Origin of the sequence: Sphingopyxis sp. SE2, from assembly GCF_032227185.1 — a bacterium.
Taxonomy (GTDB): domain Bacteria; phylum Pseudomonadota; class Alphaproteobacteria; order Sphingomonadales; family Sphingomonadaceae; genus Sphingopyxis.
The window spans coordinates 2126324-2142016 of record NZ_JAPMXW010000001.1; the positions used below are offsets into that span (position 1 = coordinate 2126324).

At 66.3% G+C, this 15693-nt stretch carries 21 protein-coding genes; 3 read left to right on the top strand and 18 right to left on the bottom strand.

Annotation, left to right across the window (positions count from 1 at the left end; all coding sequences use genetic code 11):
- Positions 1–24: 24 nt before the first annotated feature.
- From OVY29_RS10150 to OVY29_RS10215, 14 genes are all read right to left on the bottom strand, one after another.
- Positions 25–750 carry a lytic transglycosylase domain-containing protein gene (locus tag OVY29_RS10150; RefSeq protein WP_313911232.1) on the bottom strand — a complete coding sequence of 242 codons (726 nt, stop codon included), beginning with the start codon at positions 748–750 and terminating at the stop codon, positions 25–27.
- A gap of 3 nt (positions 751–753) precedes the next feature.
- On the bottom strand, positions 754–1086 hold the full coding sequence (locus OVY29_RS10155) for a DUF736 domain-containing protein (RefSeq protein WP_313911233.1): 333 nt from the start codon (positions 1084–1086) through the stop codon (positions 754–756).
- Complete coding sequence (locus OVY29_RS10160; protein ID WP_409581460.1) at positions 1083–1673, bottom strand: S26 family signal peptidase; 591 nt, start codon at positions 1671–1673, stop codon at positions 1083–1085. The genes OVY29_RS10155 and OVY29_RS10160 overlap by 4 nt, the downstream gene beginning before the upstream one ends.
- Complete coding sequence (locus tag OVY29_RS10165) at positions 1670–2212, bottom strand: DUF2840 domain-containing protein (protein ID WP_313911234.1); 543 nt, start codon at positions 2210–2212, stop codon at positions 1670–1672. Before OVY29_RS10165 ends, OVY29_RS10160 begins: the two co-directional genes overlap by 4 nt.
- Positions 2212–2463 (bottom strand): helix-turn-helix domain-containing protein, encoded by a 252-nt coding sequence (locus OVY29_RS10170; RefSeq protein ID WP_313911235.1) that lies wholly within the window; start codon positions 2461–2463, stop codon positions 2212–2214. The genes OVY29_RS10165 and OVY29_RS10170 overlap by 1 nt, the downstream gene beginning before the upstream one ends.
- A gap of 118 nt (positions 2464–2581) precedes the next feature.
- Positions 2582–2989 (bottom strand): DUF2285 domain-containing protein, encoded by a 408-nt coding sequence (locus OVY29_RS10175; protein WP_313911236.1) that lies wholly within the window; start codon positions 2987–2989, stop codon positions 2582–2584.
- A gap of 163 nt (positions 2990–3152) precedes the next feature.
- Complete coding sequence (locus OVY29_RS10180) at positions 3153–3368, bottom strand: transcriptional regulator domain-containing protein (protein WP_313911237.1); 216 nt, start codon at positions 3366–3368, stop codon at positions 3153–3155.
- Positions 3369–3548: 180 nt separating this feature from the next.
- Complete coding sequence (locus OVY29_RS10185; protein ID WP_313912055.1) at positions 3549–3866, bottom strand: DUF736 domain-containing protein; 318 nt, start codon at positions 3864–3866, stop codon at positions 3549–3551.
- A gap of 320 nt (positions 3867–4186) precedes the next feature.
- Positions 4187–4627 carry a hypothetical protein gene (locus OVY29_RS10190; protein ID WP_313911238.1) on the bottom strand — a complete coding sequence of 147 codons (441 nt, stop codon included), beginning with the start codon at positions 4625–4627 and terminating at the stop codon, positions 4187–4189.
- 123 nt (positions 4628–4750) lie between these two features.
- Positions 4751–4915, bottom strand: a complete 165-nt coding sequence (locus OVY29_RS10195) for a hypothetical protein (RefSeq protein WP_313911239.1) — start codon at positions 4913–4915, stop codon at positions 4751–4753.
- A gap of 288 nt (positions 4916–5203) precedes the next feature.
- Positions 5204–6415: a serine hydrolase domain-containing protein gene (locus tag OVY29_RS10200; RefSeq protein ID WP_313911240.1), complete on the bottom strand. Its 1212-nt coding sequence runs from the start codon at positions 6413–6415 to the stop codon at positions 5204–5206.
- An 84-nt stretch (positions 6416–6499) separates the two neighbouring features.
- Positions 6500–8746: a TonB-dependent receptor gene (locus OVY29_RS10205; protein WP_313911241.1), complete on the bottom strand. Its 2247-nt coding sequence runs from the start codon at positions 8744–8746 to the stop codon at positions 6500–6502.
- 99 nt (positions 8747–8845) lie between these two features.
- Positions 8846–10162 carry a hypothetical protein gene (locus tag OVY29_RS10210; protein ID WP_313911242.1) on the bottom strand — a complete coding sequence of 439 codons (1317 nt, stop codon included), beginning with the start codon at positions 10160–10162 and terminating at the stop codon, positions 8846–8848.
- Positions 10159–10899 (bottom strand): GntR family transcriptional regulator, encoded by a 741-nt coding sequence (locus tag OVY29_RS10215; RefSeq protein WP_313911243.1) that lies wholly within the window; start codon positions 10897–10899, stop codon positions 10159–10161. Before OVY29_RS10215 ends, OVY29_RS10210 begins: the two co-directional genes overlap by 4 nt.
- Positions 10900–11030: 131 nt before the next feature.
- On the opposite strand from OVY29_RS10215, the gene OVY29_RS10220 reads away from it, so the two are divergent.
- Positions 11031–12035: a serine hydrolase domain-containing protein gene (locus tag OVY29_RS10220; RefSeq protein WP_313911244.1), complete on the top strand. Its 1005-nt coding sequence runs from the start codon at positions 11031–11033 to the stop codon at positions 12033–12035.
- A 75-nt stretch (positions 12036–12110) separates the two neighbouring features.
- Positions 12111–13589, top strand: a complete 1479-nt coding sequence (locus tag OVY29_RS10225) for a hypothetical protein (RefSeq protein ID WP_313911245.1) — start codon at positions 12111–12113, stop codon at positions 13587–13589.
- 39 nt (positions 13590–13628) lie between these two features.
- Here the strand turns inward: OVY29_RS10225 and OVY29_RS10230 are convergent, their stop codons facing one another.
- Positions 13629–13949, bottom strand: a complete 321-nt coding sequence (locus tag OVY29_RS10230; RefSeq protein WP_313911246.1) for a DUF736 domain-containing protein — start codon at positions 13947–13949, stop codon at positions 13629–13631.
- 214 nt (positions 13950–14163) lie between these two features.
- Here OVY29_RS10230 and OVY29_RS10235 point away from each other — a divergent pair, with 214 nt between their 5' ends.
- Positions 14164–14424, top strand: a complete 261-nt coding sequence (locus OVY29_RS10235) for a hypothetical protein (RefSeq protein ID WP_313911247.1) — start codon at positions 14164–14166, stop codon at positions 14422–14424.
- Position 14425: 1 nt separating this feature from the next.
- Here the strand turns inward: OVY29_RS10235 and OVY29_RS10240 are convergent, their stop codons facing one another.
- From OVY29_RS10240 to OVY29_RS10250, 3 genes are read right to left on the bottom strand one after another with little or no spacing between them, the layout of a single operon-like run.
- Positions 14426–15118 carry a hypothetical protein gene (locus OVY29_RS10240; protein ID WP_313911248.1) on the bottom strand — a complete coding sequence of 231 codons (693 nt, stop codon included), beginning with the start codon at positions 15116–15118 and terminating at the stop codon, positions 14426–14428.
- 10 nt (positions 15119–15128) lie between these two features.
- The gene (locus tag OVY29_RS10245) at positions 15129–15320 is read right to left on the bottom strand and encodes a DUF6961 family protein (RefSeq protein ID WP_313911249.1); all 192 of its coding nucleotides are present in this window, start codon (positions 15318–15320) and stop codon (positions 15129–15131) included.
- A gap of 21 nt (positions 15321–15341) precedes the next feature.
- Positions 15342–15629, bottom strand: a complete 288-nt coding sequence (locus OVY29_RS10250) for a hypothetical protein (RefSeq protein ID WP_313911250.1) — start codon at positions 15627–15629, stop codon at positions 15342–15344.
- Positions 15630–15693: the final 64 nt, after the last annotated feature.

Genomic DNA, 15693 nt, shown 5'->3' on the forward strand with positions numbered 1-15693 from the left:
CCACGAGACCGGGACGGCAGAAGCTCATTGGTCGCTCCCGGAAAGCGGGACGAACAGGGGCGAGAGCTGACGCGCGGCCGGCGGCGAAGCTGCCGCCGACGCGCGCTCGTCTTGCAGCGCCGGTGCAGCGGAGCTGCCCGGCACACTGCCATTGGCCTGCCCCGCGAAGAGCGAAGCGCTGCGCCAGGCGGGCGCGCTTGCGGTCGGTGCGGGAGCGAGCGGAGCGATGCTCGATGCGCCGATCGCGGGCGCGATCGCTGCGACATAGGCGATAGTCTCGGCGGGCAATCCGCGCCGTCCCGCCGCATAGGCGTCGGCGCGGCCGGGTCCCGCATTATAGGCCGCGAGCATCAAGCGGATATCGCGATAGCGATCCCACATCGCGCGCAGATAGGCTGCACCGCCGAGGATGTTCGCGCGCACGTCGAAGGGATTCGTACCGAGACCATGGCGTGCGGTCAGCATCGCCCAGGTCGCGGGCATGATCTGCATCGCCCCCATCGCGCCCGCAGGCGAAACAGCGCGGGCATTGCCGCGGCTTTCGATATGCATCACGCGCCAGATCCACTCCTCGGGTATGCCGAAGCGAAGCGAGGCCTCGGCGACGTGGGCCGCATAGGGGTGCGACGCGCCCGGCGAAGCCGGCGCCGCGAACGCATCCCCCGCGGCACCACCAAGCGCCGCGAGGAACAGCAGCGCGGCGGCGATGCGCGCGGCGCGGAAGCGCGCCGAGCGAGCCGGACGCGTCACCGCTCAAGCCTTGTCGCGCGGCGCAGGCCGCGACCAGAGCAGATGATATTCATCCTCATTCTGCGTCGAGCGCAGCAGGTTCGCGCGGATCGGCGCGCCGAGCGCCGGGTCGTCGATCTGCAGCGCGATGTAGGAGCCGGCGCGCTCGCCGCGCCGCTCCCATCCCGCGCCGATCTCGATGCCATTGTCGGCCTCGACGAGCAGGACGCGCCATGCCGGAGCATTCTCGGCGTCGGACGGCTGCGCCGGAACGATCGCGATCATCGCGTCGAGAAGGAGGGTGCGGATATGCCCTGCGAAGCCGTCGTCCGCAGATTGGAAGTTTCCGATAATCATGGGGTGGGTTCCTTTTCTTCCGAGGTTGAAGCGGGGGATTGGGGGTTCGGGCGCCAGCGCAGCGGCGCGCCCGGCGCATCGCGCGTGAGCAGTGGATGCGCGGTGCCGATCACAGCGAGGGCGGGCAGCGGGCCGAAGTAGCGGCCGTCGAAGCTGTCGGGTGCATCGCCGAGGAGGAAGACTTCGCCGCGCTGAAGACGGCGGCAACCGAGCCACTCCGGTAGCGGACGGCCGAGCCGGTCGTGCGCGCGAGCGCGCGCCACGCCGGCACCGTCGACGGTCACGAAGGCACCGCTTCGGCACACGAGCGATCCTTCGGTCGCGGCGGCGCGCTTCAGGAGCGGCACGCCGCGCGGCAAATAGCTGCGCGCGGCAAGCAGCGCGGCGACGTCGCTCGCCGGCTCGGCGACAACCATATCCCCGGCGACCGGGCGGCGGCCGACCTCGACGCGGTAGAAGCCGAGCGGCATGCTCGCGCTCGCATTCCAGATGAGCCGCGGCTGCGGCGCGAGCGCAGCGACGGCACCGAACAGGCCCGCGAAGAGCCCGCCCGAAATGACCGTCGCCCGGAGCCAGCGCCGCCTCATGATTCGATCGCCCTGCGGCGGAGCCACGCAGCGTGCCGATCGATCCCATAAGGACGAAACGGCAATCCGGCGGCAAGCTGGCTTCCGATGTGGCGCCAATGATCGGGCGCGACATCGCAGGGATCGACGCCGGCGGCCTCGATCGCGTCGATTGCCTTCAGAACCTTCTCGACCTTCGGCCAGCCGTCGATCCGGAGCAGCAGCTCGCCGCCGGGTCGGACGAAGGGATAGGTGGAATAGGGCAATCGCGGCGCAGCGGCCGAGAGGATGGCGATGCTCGAATGGACCGTGCCGAAGTCGTTCGAACTCCAGCGCACGAACGCGAAGACGGCGACGGGACGGAAGGAGACGACGCGCGTGCGGCGATCGACAATGCGGTCGGCCGCAACGCGGCCGAAGCGTATCCATCGCTCGAGGCGGCGCTCGATCCAAGTCAGCTCGACGTCGGTCAGGCCGCTGGCCGCCGACGGAGCGCCGACCGCAGCGGCGGCGTCGGACGCAACCAGATCGCGTGGCCGCGCAGCGGCAAGCGCGCACATCAGCGGCGCACCGGGCGCGCGGGATGGATGCAGCCGTTGCCCGGATCCGAGGTCGAGGTCTTGCGGCCGATGTCGGCCCAGGCGTCGAGGTCGGTGATCGCATAGACGATGCGCCCGCCTAGCTTGTGGTAGCGCGGCCCCGTTCCGTAGCAGCGATGCTTCTCGAGGGTCTTCGGCGAGAGGCCGAGGTGGACGGCAGCGTCGGGGGTCTTGAGATAACGCGGGACGACGGGTGCGACATTGTCGGGCACGGGAGAGCTCCTGGCATGTGCCGAAGGCCATGGCGGGCTGCGGCAGCGAGGAGACGACAATGGAAAAGCGGGGGCCCGGTTCGGAACGGACAAAGCGCCGGGGTTCGGAATGTCCCGATCAGGCGGCGCGCAGCAGCGCGCTGAAGCCGCCGTCGCGCATCGCGATGGCAGCGCGCTGCCAACGCGCGATGCGGCGGCGCTCGCTCGAGGCATCCCATTCGGATGCAGAATATTCGCGGGCCTCCGCGAGCAGCAGCGTCGCTGCGATCTCGCGGGCTGGCGCGCCTTCGTCCATCGCGTCGAGGAGGCGCAGCCACTGGATAAGCCGCCACCGCTCTGTGGGGCCCGGCACGCCGTCAGGCGGCGGGCGGACCGCACCCAGGTCAAGCAGTTCGCGGTGCAGCGCCATGATCATCGAGGCGCGAAGGGCGGTCTGCGCATCGGCAGGGGTCAGAAACGCGAGCTGTTCGTTCGACCGGCAGCGGCGGATCAGGAGGCGATAGCGGCGCCCCCCGGCGAGTAGCACGACGTGCCAGTCGCGATAGGAAAGCAGCTCGGCGGCAACTTCGAGGCCGTCGAAAATCTCGGCGAGACGCAGCGCGGCGAAGCCCTTGGGCGCTGGCCGTGCGATTGTGACGAAGGCGCAGGCCTGCGGCCGCCACAGGGCGGGCGCAGCCGCAGCCGAGAGATCAGGATCGAAGGCGAAAGACCAACCCCCAGCGGCTGGCGAGCCGCCGCAGGAGCCGAACCCGGTCGCCGCCGCGCGCCGCTGCGGCGGCGGCGAAGGCGCCGCGATAGGCGGGACTTCGTCGCAGGAATTCCTGCGCGAAGTCCGCGCGATCATATAGTTCGAATATCTTCGGAAAATATGGCGACTGCCACCCAGCTGCCTGATCCACTCGCACCTCCGACCCGTTTGAGGAGAATAAACCGCGGAATTTCAGCCGGTTTCTGTCACTGGCCGCGACATGGTTACCGGCGCGCAAGGGACAAGCTTAACGCAAAATTGTCTCAATCCCGCACGCTAAAGCCCTCAATTTGGATGTAACATCGCCCGGCCAGCGGCCGGGCGATGTGCGGCTGGATCAATTGTCGCCGCGGCGCGGCTGGCGGGTCCAGACCAGGTCATGCTCCCCCTCTTCGCCCGAGAAGAGCTGGGCGAAGATCGGTGCGACGAAGCTCGGGTCGTCGAGCTTGACCGAGAGATAGGGCCGTTTGTCCTGGCTCGTTTTCTCCCAGGCCGCACCGACCTCGACGTCGCCGACGAACACGCGGTGGCTCGGAGCATTGCCGCTGGCATTCTTCTCCGGAACGATGCGGACCGACTTGGCCTGCACCGAGAGAGTGATGATCTGGCCGCGATATTCACCCGAGACCAGTTTGAAGCTGCCGATTTTGCTCATGTTGAAGTCCTTTTCTGCATCTCGCGGCCGCACCAGCGCGGCCTCGATGCGCATCGGCGGCCGGCAAGGCGCCGCGCCGCAGCCTTTGGGCCCGGAGCGAAGCGGAGGACGGCGGGACCGAGAGTTTCTTGTTTCGCGAGGAACGGCGGCACGCCGGGGGAAGAAAGTTCCGGACCAGCCGTTGCGGCTAGCGGCGCAGCGTCAGCGGCTTGCCGGCAGATCGCGCAAATCGAAGAGGCCGGGCCGGTGCGGCGCTGCCGACAAGGACATCAGCGGTGACGGATCGTCGAAAGCCGGGCGAACCCGACGCGGTTTCATTCTCAGGAGGTGGCGCCGAGCGGGACGCCGGCTTCGGGCCGACTGCCCTGCGGCGTCCCGAGACTTCGCCAGGCGGCCGCTGCCGTGATCAGCGCGCCTGTGATCGCGAGGCACTCGAGGACTGCGCCGTCGCTCAAGGCGAGCCCGCCCAAGCCTTTTGCAGCCTGATATCCGGCAAAACCTGCCGGAAGGGCAAAGAGCAGCGCCACGAGGCCCCTCCACAGCGGGGGCAGTGCCGCACAGAGAAACCGTCCGGCAAGGAGGATCAGAACCCCTAGAAGCAATCCTGAGACGATCGACGCGTCATATCCAAAGCCGCGATCGAGCATCCAGAGACCGGCGCCGATACCGGCGTAGAGCGGCAGCGCAATCGCCGCGAGCCGGAACATCAGCACGATGAGAGAGAGACCGGCGATCCCGCCGAGGATGATCATAAAGGTCACAAGCGTCCTCCCTTCGGACGCGCTCTCCACCACCACCACAGCGCAATCTGCCTGGAAAACATAGCAGAAATGCCCCGAAGGTGGAACCGGAAGTGGAACCACCTTGGGGCGAAATTTCTGCGATCAGCGGTTGAAGGGGTCATATTCGCAGACGATGCAGGCGGGGTCGCCGTCGAATTCGTCGAGGGGCATGACCGAGAAACCAGCGCTGGTTTCAATGAGGACGATGACCGTCATCATCGTGCGGGCGAGGTTCCAGCCGAGCGATTGGGCAGTGGAAAGCGGCATATCGAGGCTCCTGCGGGAGCGGGACCATTCCCGCTCGACAGTCGCCCCGCCGGACGGGGACAGGCCGCAGTCACCGCGGCGCAGCCGCGGCCCAAGCTTGCGCAGGGACCCCGCCGGGGTTGACTGTAGGAGGCCAGGCCTCGTTCAAGGGAATAGCGGCATTCGAGAGCGGGGATGGTCCCGCGCCGGGCCTAGCGCCTTGCCGCTACCGCCCTGTCTCGATCCGGACAAAAAGCGACGCGGCGGTGAGGACCGCCGCGCCGGATAGGTGCGCCCCTTCGGAGGTTGTCAGGGCACCGGAGTGCGGTTCGCGATCGCGTCTTCGATCAGATCCTGCATGACCTGTTCCAGTTCGACGCCCTTGCGGTCTCCGCCGGTCGCGATCTGGGTTGCAACCAGCGCGTAATAGCCGGTGTCGCGATCGATCCATCCGGTCCAGCCATAGGCGCCCGGCGACGAATTGATCTTCGATGTCGCGCATGCGGCAGGCGTATCGCATTCGACGAAGGAACCGAGGGCATATTCCCAGTTCACCGCGCCAGCGGGCACGAAGACGCGCGGCAGCCCTGCCGTGCGCTGCTGCGTAAAGGTCGTCATATCGGTGATGAAGCTGCCCCCGAGGAACGCGCGCAGCAGCTTTGCATAGTCGCGCGGCGTCGAAAAGGCGCCGCCGGCCACCCACGGGTTGGTCGGGGCGCTGCCCGAAGGATCGTACCAGGTCGTGCTCGTCATCCCGAGCGGGGTCGTCACATGCTGCGCGAACAATTCGTGGAAGTTGCGCTCACGCGCGGGCGACGTTCCGGGCTGGATGCTGGTGTCCTTTGCCTCCAGATACGCCGCTGCGACCTGAATGCCGTGCGGGCCGTAGCTATATTGCGCGCCCGGGGCGTTGCCGGGCCGCAAGCTGTCATAGCGAAGGTCGTGAATGCTCTTTGCGCAATTGTAGAGCGTCATCGCGGGAAGCAGCTGGCACCCGCCGACCAGCGGGCTCGCGTTGAAGCCCGATGTCATCGACAGCGTATGCTTGAGCTTCACGTCCTTCTTGGTGCCGGTGGTCGTCCAGAAGGCGAGCGGCGGCCGCATCGGATCTTCGAGCGTGACGATCCCCGCCTGCGCCATCCGCATGCCGAGCGCCCCGGCGAACCATTTCGATGCGGAGGCGAGCGGGGTCACCCGGTCGATGCCGAAGCTCCCCTTTTCATAGGCGAAGAGATAGTCCGGGTCGGTCGCGTTTCCGACGATGAAATAGCCGTTCGGCACTTCGGTATCGGCATCGATCGCGGCCTGCAGGGCGGTCCAGTCGTAGCTGTATCCGCCGACGATCGTCGTAAGGCTGGCCGGGGCCGCGACCGCCGGTGCGGATCCAGACGCCTTTGCCGGCGCTGCGGCGGGCGGCAGCTGCACCAGATAGCGCCCTTCCCCGCCGTTGCCGCCATCGAAATTCGCTTGCGCGGCGAACGCCGCAGCAGCAGCCAGCACCGAACCGGCGGCAATTCCCATCAGTCTCTTTCGTTGAGGCATCTTCTCTCTCCAAGCTTCGTTGCACGTCGTCGAAACGGAGGGGCCGCGTCTTCGCGGCCGGAACTAGAATGAGATGCGCCCCTCGACCCCGACCACGCGAGGCTGGCTGTAGCGATTGATCGTCGGCGCCTGCGCAACGAAATAGACCTTGTCGAAGAGGTTGTTGGCGAAGGCGCTGATGCTGAGGTTGCCCACCTCGACGCCGACACGCAGGTTGACGAGGACATAGTCATCGAGATCGACCGAGGTCGCGGTCAGTTCCTGCTTGCCGCCCCACTGCCCGCTCACCAGCACATTGCTGGTGAGCGCGACATCATTCGTGACCGGCAGGCGAAGGTTGAGGTTGGCCGAGGCCAGCCAGTCGGGAACCTGCGCGAGATCGAGGCCGTCGTAACGGCCGCTCTTGACCTTGCCGCCCTGGCGCGAGCCGCTGATGGCGAGACGCCCGTTGCCTTCGCCAAGATCGAAGCCCTGGCTATACTCAGCCTCGATGCCCCAGCTCTTCGCGTCGCCGGCATTGGTGAGATAGGCGACGGCGGCGACCGGGCACGCGGCGTTGGTGAGCGCGCAGCCATCGTCGACCTGCGCGATCAGGTCTTCGAGCTCGGTATAATAGCCCGCGATCGCGAAATAGCCACGGCGCACCGGGCTGCCCTTGAAGCCGGCCTCGTAGCTGGTGCTGTTCTCGTTACCGAAAAGGACCTGGACCGGGCTCGGCGCGCGCGGGTCGGAAAGGCGGGTGTTGAAGCCGCCGGCGCGATAGCTGCTGCCGACCTTCGCATAAGCGAGGATATCGGGCGTGAGCTTGTACGAGAGCGTGGCGTTGTAAGAGAGATTGTCGGCGTTGATGCTGTCGTCGATGACGCGTGCGGCGCCGCCGGTGGGGAGCCCCGTGCCGAGATCGTAGAGCCGCGCCGTGATGCTGCGGCTGTCGCGCGTGTAACGCAGCTCGCCCGTGATATTGAGGCTGTCGGTCAGGTCGAACCCGAGCGAGCCATAGGCCGCATAGCTTTCGAAATGGAGCCGCGCGGGCGCAATGTTCCCCGGTGAGGGATTGGCGAGCGTCGGGGTCCGCGTCGTCGTTACCGAGAAATCACTGTCGAGCAGGAGCATTTCGGCGCCGACGAGCCAGGTCAACCGGTCGGCCGAGCCGCTGACATGGATATCTTGCGAGAAATTGTCGGTCGTATCGACCACGTAGGAGGCGCCGCTCGGGTCGAGCGGCGTCAGCGCGCCGATCTCGCCCGCCGCGCGGGCACGCGCGAGTTCAGCCGGGCTCACCGCGTCATTGTCGAGATCATATTCGGAGTGGCGCTTGCGGAACGAGGTCGTCGAGGTGAGATCGGCGCCGCCGAGATCGACGCGAACAATCGCCTGCAGCCCGTCGACATCCTGCGAAGCGCGCGGCGCGGTGCTCCAAGGATAGCGGAATCGGTCCTGGATGTAGCCGCCCGGGAACCCCGGCGTGCCCGCGGGAATGAAGATCTGATAATGGATCGCGGGCGTCGTCAGCCGCTGCGTCTCGGCCATGATGACCGCGTCGACCGGCCCGCGCTTGAGGCGGATCTGGCCGCGAAGTCCATGCCCCTTCTGCTGGTCGAAGTAGACGTCATTGTCCGGGTTGTAGAAGAAGCCCTTGTCCTGCTCGACGAGATCGCCGCTGATACGCATCGCGATCCCGTCCCCGAGCGGCACATTGACCGCGCCCTGAAGCTGCAGGCTGTTATTCTCGAAGCCGTAGCGCGCGCTCGCCCAGCCCCCGAGATCGAAGACCGGCTCGGCCGAGATGATGTTGATCGCCCCGCCGACCGCATTGCGGCCATAAAGGGCGCCCTGCGTTCCGCGCAGCACCTCGACTCGGCCGATATCGAGCATGTCGAGACGGGTGAAGTTGCGTCCGCCGACGGGGCCGCCGGCAATATAGGCACCGTTGCGATAGAGACCGACGCTCGGGTCGCCGTTGGTCGCACGCGCGGTCGACGAAGCACGGATCGAGATTTCCGACGTGATCGACGAGCTCAGGTTGTTGAACCGGACGCTCGGCTGATCGGCGAGCAGTTCGCCGCTGCCCGTCGCGCCGCCGCGATCGTTCAGCGCGGTGATGTCGATGACCGACGCCGCGGTGGGCACATCCGCTAGCCGCTCCTCGCGGCGACGCGCGGTTACGACGATCGCGCCGTCATCGCCCGCCTCCGCCGCCGTATCGGCCGGGAGAGCCTCGGGAGTTTCCTCCTGGGCGAAGGCGGGCGCGGCTGCGGCGGCGACCCAGACGGCAGCCGTGCAGAATAGAAGATGCGCCTTGCGTCCCATAAGTCTCTCCCCATCGTCTTATTGCAATTATTATCGATAATTTTGTGCATTGGGACGCACGAGTCAAGCCGGAAAAACGCGAAGCGTCCGGCGAGCCAATCAGCGGTGAGTGGGAACGATCGCGCTCAACAGGTCGCGAAAGCCGCGCGCCGTAGCGGCAAGCGGCTCAGCGGCGACGGTCGATAATATGTCGGTCGCGGCATGATGATGCCGGTGTGCGCCGAAGATGCCGGCGTGGCGCGTATAGCCCGCCCTGATCACTTCGGAGAGCTCGCCCGCCGTCCCTTCGGACGACGGATAGGCCATCTCCGCGCCCGGCTGGCCTTTGAAGATTTCGCGCGCCCGCTCGACATATTCGTGCGATGTCATGAGGAAGCGGAACGGATCGGCGCTCGGCAGCGGCAGGAGGCGGCCGGGCATTTCCTGATAGTCGCGCGTCGCCACATTGGCGCCGAGATGCAGCCAGAAATCGGTCTCGGCGGGCGGCGGCCCGATCGCCTCGACGATGTGGCTGGCGCCGAGATTCTCATATTCATGGCCGCTGTTGCAGACGAAGAGCAGATTATGCTCGGCATAGACGCGCGGCATCCAGTCGGCGAGCGCCAGCCAGATCGCGATACCCGGCCCTCGTTCGCCCGCGCAGTCGGTCCAGCCCGAGCGCGGCGTCGAGACGACGAGCCAGGGGCGGCCGGGCCGAAGGCGGCGGCCGATCACATTCTCCGCCTTGCGCGTCCCCCCGCTGCCGAGAAGCGTGAGTCGCGCCGGCCTGCCATGCCGCGCCGCCTCGATCACCGGCGCCGCGAGACGCGGCGCCAACAGGGCCAGCGGCCTGTCGGATATCGGCCGATCGGCCGGCGTGTTGAGAAGGAGCGCTTCGCCCGACGGGCCGGTCGTCACGAGGATGACCGCGCTCGCGCCGCGCGACAGGGCGTCGGCGAGCGGGTCGCGAACCGCCCGGTCGACAAGGCTCGACCAGCGGCGATGCGGGAGCCGCACGACGGCGATCGCGCCGTCGAGGCGCTCGGCTGTTTCAGCCAGCCGCAGCGGCGCCTCCAGCCCCGCCGCGCCGGTTTCGGTGGCCAGCGGCTGCGCCACGAGCGCGATCTTCAGATCGCCGAGTGCGAGCTCGCACCGCGAAGCCTCGAACCAGGGAACATCAAACACCTGCCGCTCGACGGCGAAGCCGGCGGCGGCGAGCCGCTTCGCGGTCCAGTCGGCCGTCGCGCGGTCGCCCGCGCCGCCCGACTGCTTGTTGCCGGCCTCGGCGTAGGTCTTGAGATCGGCAAGGAGTCGCTCGGGCCCGAACATCGCGATTTCCTTGCTCTCGGCCGCTCCGGCAGCGCTCGCCTGGAGCGCGAGCGGCGCCGCGAGCCCCACCTTCAGCAGGGTCCGGCGATCGGTGACCGGGCGCGTCATGTCGCTTTCGCCTTGCGGCGCCCGGGCTTGGGCTTGGCATGGCGGGCTTTATACTCCTCGAGCGCGCGCCCGAAGCTCTCCTGCGTCACCCCGATCAGGTCGCGCGCGGCCGCGTCGGCGGCATCACCGTCTCGGGCAACGATATGGCGGCACAGCTCTTCATAAAGCACCGCCGAGCGCCGTCCCGCCTCATTGCCGTGCGTCTCGATATAGCTGTCGGTGTAGACATTATGCTGCCAGCGCGCGAGCAGCGCGACGCGGTCGAGAAGCTCGAGGGCAAGCGGCGCATTACTGCGCTTGGCGATGAAACGGCCGATCCGGTTCGAGACCTTGATATGCTCGAACGTATCCTCGGTGCGCTGCGTCACGTCCTTATATTCGACGAGCCGGTGCATGAGTTCGCGCCCGTCACGCTGGGTCATTTCCGCCGCGGCAAGACGGCAGACGACACCGAACAGCGCCTTCCAGAGCTCATAGACTTCGTTCGCCGCATGCTCGTCGATGTCGATCACATAGGTCCCGCGCCACGGCACGACCTTGACCAGCCCGATCCGCGCGAGGTGGCGGAACGCCTCGCGCACCGGCGCATGGCTCACATCGAACCGCGCCGCGATCTCGCGCTCGCGCAGCCATGTCCCCGGCGGAATGCGCCATTCGACGATATCGTCGGTCAGCAAGCGCGCGATCACGCGGTCCTGGGTCGGCGCGTCGCCGTCCTCCATCTTCGTCGCGGCCATTTCTCTCCGTTCGGCTTGTCCTGCTCGCGGTGCATCCTAGTCGGGCAGCCCACACGAGCAATCGATGATTGCGATTGAAATTATTATCGATAATATCAGCAAAGACAAGCACGAGAAACGGGAGCCGGATTTTGAAGCGAACCATCCTCCTTCTTGCCGCCGCGGTAGCGGCGGCCCCTGCCCCCGCCGCCGAACCTTCCCCGCTTCCCGGCTGCGCTGCGGCGCTCGCTTATTCCGATGCGCATGCGGGCGTCGCGGTGCTGGTTCTCGAGAATGGCAAGATCCGCTGCTCCAGCGCCGACACAAGCACGCCGCAGGAGCTTTGGTCGGGGACGAAGAGTCTCGTGGGGCTGATGGCCGCTGCCGCGGTTCAGGATGGACTGCTGACACTCGACGAGGCGGCGGCAGACACGCTGTCCGAATGGAAAAGCGATCCCGCGAAGGCCAAGATCACGCTGCGCCAGCTCCTGTCGATGACGAGCGGCCAAGCCTCTGCGGTCGGCAGACCGCAATCCTATCTCGATTCGGTGAAGCTGCCGCTTGCCGCGACCCCGGGCAGCAAGTTTCAATATGGCCCGGCCCCGATGCAGATCTTCGGCGAGATCATGCGCCGCAAGCTCGTCGCCAAGGGCGAAGACGGCGATCCGCGCCGCTATATCGAGCGGCGCATCCTGGCCCCGATCGGGGTGACCGTCGGCGATTGGCGCAGCGGCCCCGACGGGGCACCGCTGATGCCGCAGGGTCTCTTGCTCGCGGCCACCGAGTGGGCGAAGATTGGCGAGTTCGTGCGGCGCGGCGGGACGCAGGACGGAAAGGCGCTCGTCGATGCGGCCGCGCTCGCCGAGCTGTTCAAGGGCAGCGAGGCCAATCCGGCCTATGGCCTGACCTGGTGGTTGCCGCGCGCCAGCCCGGCCAGCGACGCCGTCACACGCTCGACCGACATCACCCAGCATGCGGGCACGCTGCCCTCCGACATGGTGGTGGCGGCAGGCGCCGGCGACCAGCGCCTCTATGTCATCCCGTCGAGGCAGCTGACGATCGTCCGGCAGGCGAAGCTCGACATCATGGCGCTCGCCGCGGGCCGGAAGAGTGGCTGGTCCGATGCGCACTTCGTCGGGCTGTTGCTCGGCGACTAACGCCCCAAGCGATGCGAGCGCGGTTCTCCATTGCGGAACTCGGCCAACTGATATCATCTTGCGCCGATGAAGACCGTGACCGTTCGTCTGCCCGATTTTGCCGCCATGTCCGACGAGGAGATGCAGCACCATAACCTGACCGGATCACGCGATGGGCGCTGGAGCAGCCTAACGCTCTGGCTTCTCGAACGGTTCGGGACCGACAAGCTTGAGCTGGGCGACGCCTGGTCGCAGACGTGGACGGGATGGGAATGCCCGGTCTGCAAACGGCCGAAGTTCGAGATCGCCCGGCTCACCGACAACAATGTCCTGCTTTGCCAGCTCGATGAACATCATGATCATCTGTGCGACCATCTCAAGAGAGTGATCGGCAAGGAGATACTCGCCGCCGCGCCCGGCGATACGGGCGTCATCAGGCGCCGGGCATTTGCGACGACGTTCCCGCTCGTGGAGCGCTTCGCGAGGCTGCTCGTCTGCAACGACTGCAATGCCGCCGACGGCGCGATGAAGGCGCAGCTCGGCCGGGAGGTTCCCTCCTATTTCAGCTTCAGCCCAAGCGAGATCGCGGCCTTCATCGTGCCGGCGCCCAATGCGCCACACGACATCGAGGTCGATATTGGCGAGATGCTGTGGCGTGAGGCGAAGGCCGACATCGAGCAACGCATCGAGTTTGCGGAAATGATGGCGGACCGCATCATGCGCGGGCTTCACGACCGCGAACAGGATCGCTGGAGCATCCCGCGCACAAACAACAGCGAGCTGTTCTTCCGCCTCGCGGTCGATCAGTCGGCTCTCAACGATCGGCCCTATGGACTTGAGGATGCCATTCGGGCGCGTTCGATTTCGACGCACGGAAAGGCTTCGGGCAAGACGAAACGGCGAAAGGTCGGTCCGCCTCCGACCGCCAAGGAGTTCGCCGCGCTCGATGCCGAAAAGGTGAAGCTCTCCGCGCCCTGGCGCAATGCCGGCGCCGACTGGCGCTGCGAAGTCTGCGAGCGGAGCAAGTTCGAAATCCTGCGCAAGGCGAACAGCGGTGCCTGGACGGCCGACGTAAGACAGCTGGAGGCTTATGAGGAGGAGAGTGATCCCCTGTCGCGCCGCTTCCGATACGACGGCAATGAGGATCGGCCCGTGCTGGGAAGCGAGCGCTACGCATCGATCTGCCAGGATTGCCGCCAGATTGTCTCCGACGCCGTGAGCCTGATCCCCGAGGCGGATCATCGCTGCATGAGCCTTGCGGACATTCGCTCGCTCGTTGGCGAGCCTCTGCCCCACGCCCGGCACGAGGTTGGCAAGGACGAGATTTGCGCGCTGGTCCGCGAGAATGGCGAATGGATTTCTGCGGTGAACGATTTCCTCCGGCACCGGAACGAGGCACTGGACGTCGATCTCGTCCACTATCGGCTGATGATGAACGAGCGCCTGTCGCCCGCCGCCGCGCGCAGCGCGGCGATCCCGCTCCTCGTCGCGGATGGCCGGCTTCCGCCCGCCGATGCCCATCAGAAGTTCGACTGGCTGATGGGGGAGCGGCGCCGGCTCGTGCCCGATCGCTGAAATCGCCCGGCCCCTCCGGGGAGGGGCCGGGTTCGCGTTTCAGCTCGGCGGGTTCCAGATCAGCACCTTCTTCGACGGATCGTCGCCCGGCGCGTTTGCGACGTTGCAGAAGATCTGGCCGAGTTCGGGGGCCGACAGCGACACCGAGATATATTCGGCGCCGGTGGTCTGCGAGGTCTTCACCCAGCCGGCGCCGAGCTCGAAGCCATTCTTGCGGCTGATGACGCGATAGTCGGGCTCGCTGTCCTTCACCTTGCGGCCGTTCGGGACGATCGCGATCGGGGCGGTGACCATGAGGGTCGCGAGATTGCCCTCGAGGCTGCCGTCGTCCTTGACGGTGAGATTTGCGATGCTTGCCATTTGAAGTCTCCTTGGGTTGCTCGGGGACCATCCCCGATGGCGCCAACCGAAGGGGCCGCGAGCCGCCGTCACCGAGCCCCGCGCGAGGGCGAACCCCGCAGGGGGTTGACGGCCAAGGCGAGCCGAGACCCGCAGCCAGGCGACAAAAAGGGGTGGTTTCCGGCCCAAGGTGCGGTAACGGGCCGCCCGCACCAACGAAAGGCCAAGAGGCAGCATGGGTAAATATGATCCGCTCGGGGCGTTCCTCCGCCGGTGGCGGAGCCGCAATTCGGCCGAAGGTCTCGAGCTTACCCTCGACCAGATCGAGGGAATCATCCGCGGCGTGTTGCCGCGAGGGGCAGGAGAAGGCCATTGGTGGACCAATGACGCCGAGTGCGGACCGCATCAGCGCGCCTGGACAGATGCCGGCTTCGCGGCCGATTTCGACCCCAAGACCGAGCGCGTCTTCTTCCGATGCCTGTCTCCCGTCCAGTAGGTCAGATGCCGTCGGCAGGAATTCCGAGATAGTTCGAGAGGCTTTCGTTGGTCTCGTGGATTATCGACCAGTTATAAACGAAATCCCACCGCGTGGAGCCAGAGTGGACGCCGATGCGCGCGATCACAAGCAGGCACCAGCGGAGTGTTTCTCGGCAGAATTCCCTGTTTTCGAACAGCTTCTGCTGATTATCGACAAACCCCGCATACATCATGCCGTCGAAGGCGATCGAGGACGGTGTCCACTTCGGATGCACCATGTTGGACCTCAGATCGTATAGCTCGCGCATCTTCGCGCAGAGCTTCTTTGAATTGGGGAGCGGGCTGCCAAAGGCGCGGCGCGGCAAATGGCTGAGTTTGTGCTCGATCGGCTTGTCGCTCGTCGCAAGGTCGATGACGTCGGGCAGACCCTGAAGATTTCCAAGCTGGTGAAAATAGATATTGAGAAAGGCCTCGGTGCCGACGAGGCTCATCAGGAAGCTTTGAAGACCGAAATGCCGGTTGTCGCGTGCGCGGTCGCCGTCGGGATCGTCCCCCACCGTCATCGCATCGATGTTCCGGATCGCCGAGGCGAAATACGTCTGAACGATGCTGTTCGGCGATTCCAGGCTGATGGCACCCTCGATCAGTTCGCCATCCTTGTAGATTGCCCGCGCGGAGCCGTCCTGATCGAGATCGAGTTCGAAATGCGGCATTCGCAGTTCCTCAGTGGTTTGCCGCGGGGCGCGCCGACGCCCGCAAATGCTCGAAGCAGGCGGCGATCGAACGCCAGCGTGCGACGCCGTCCGTATCGCCTTGCAGTGCGAGCGCGCCGATCCGCTCCGCGATATGGTTTGCTGCCTTCGCACCATATTGCCGCTCGACGGCCACCGCGCAGGCCCAGTCCCATCTGTCCATGATGCTACCGTGGGCGCTCGATCACGGTTGCGGCAGCCCGAGCGTGTCCCAGGCATCGGCATTGCCGACCAGAAGTGCCCAATGACGATCGGTTGCATCGGGACAATCGGCCCAACCGCCCGGCGAGAGGGCTTCGACCGCGGCGGCATTGTGCGCGGGGATCAGAAGCGTATCGAGTTCGCCGACGCCATCACTCTCGATGAACAGGGCCATGCCCTGATCGCCATGAAAGACCGTCGTGAAAAGCTGGTCGTAACCGGCCTGCAGCGCCGACCATTCGGCGAGCGGCATTTGCTTGCATCTGAACATCGTCATCCCCTTTTCATTCGAGCGATAGCGGCGGCATTCCATTGTAGCATGACGGTGCACCAGA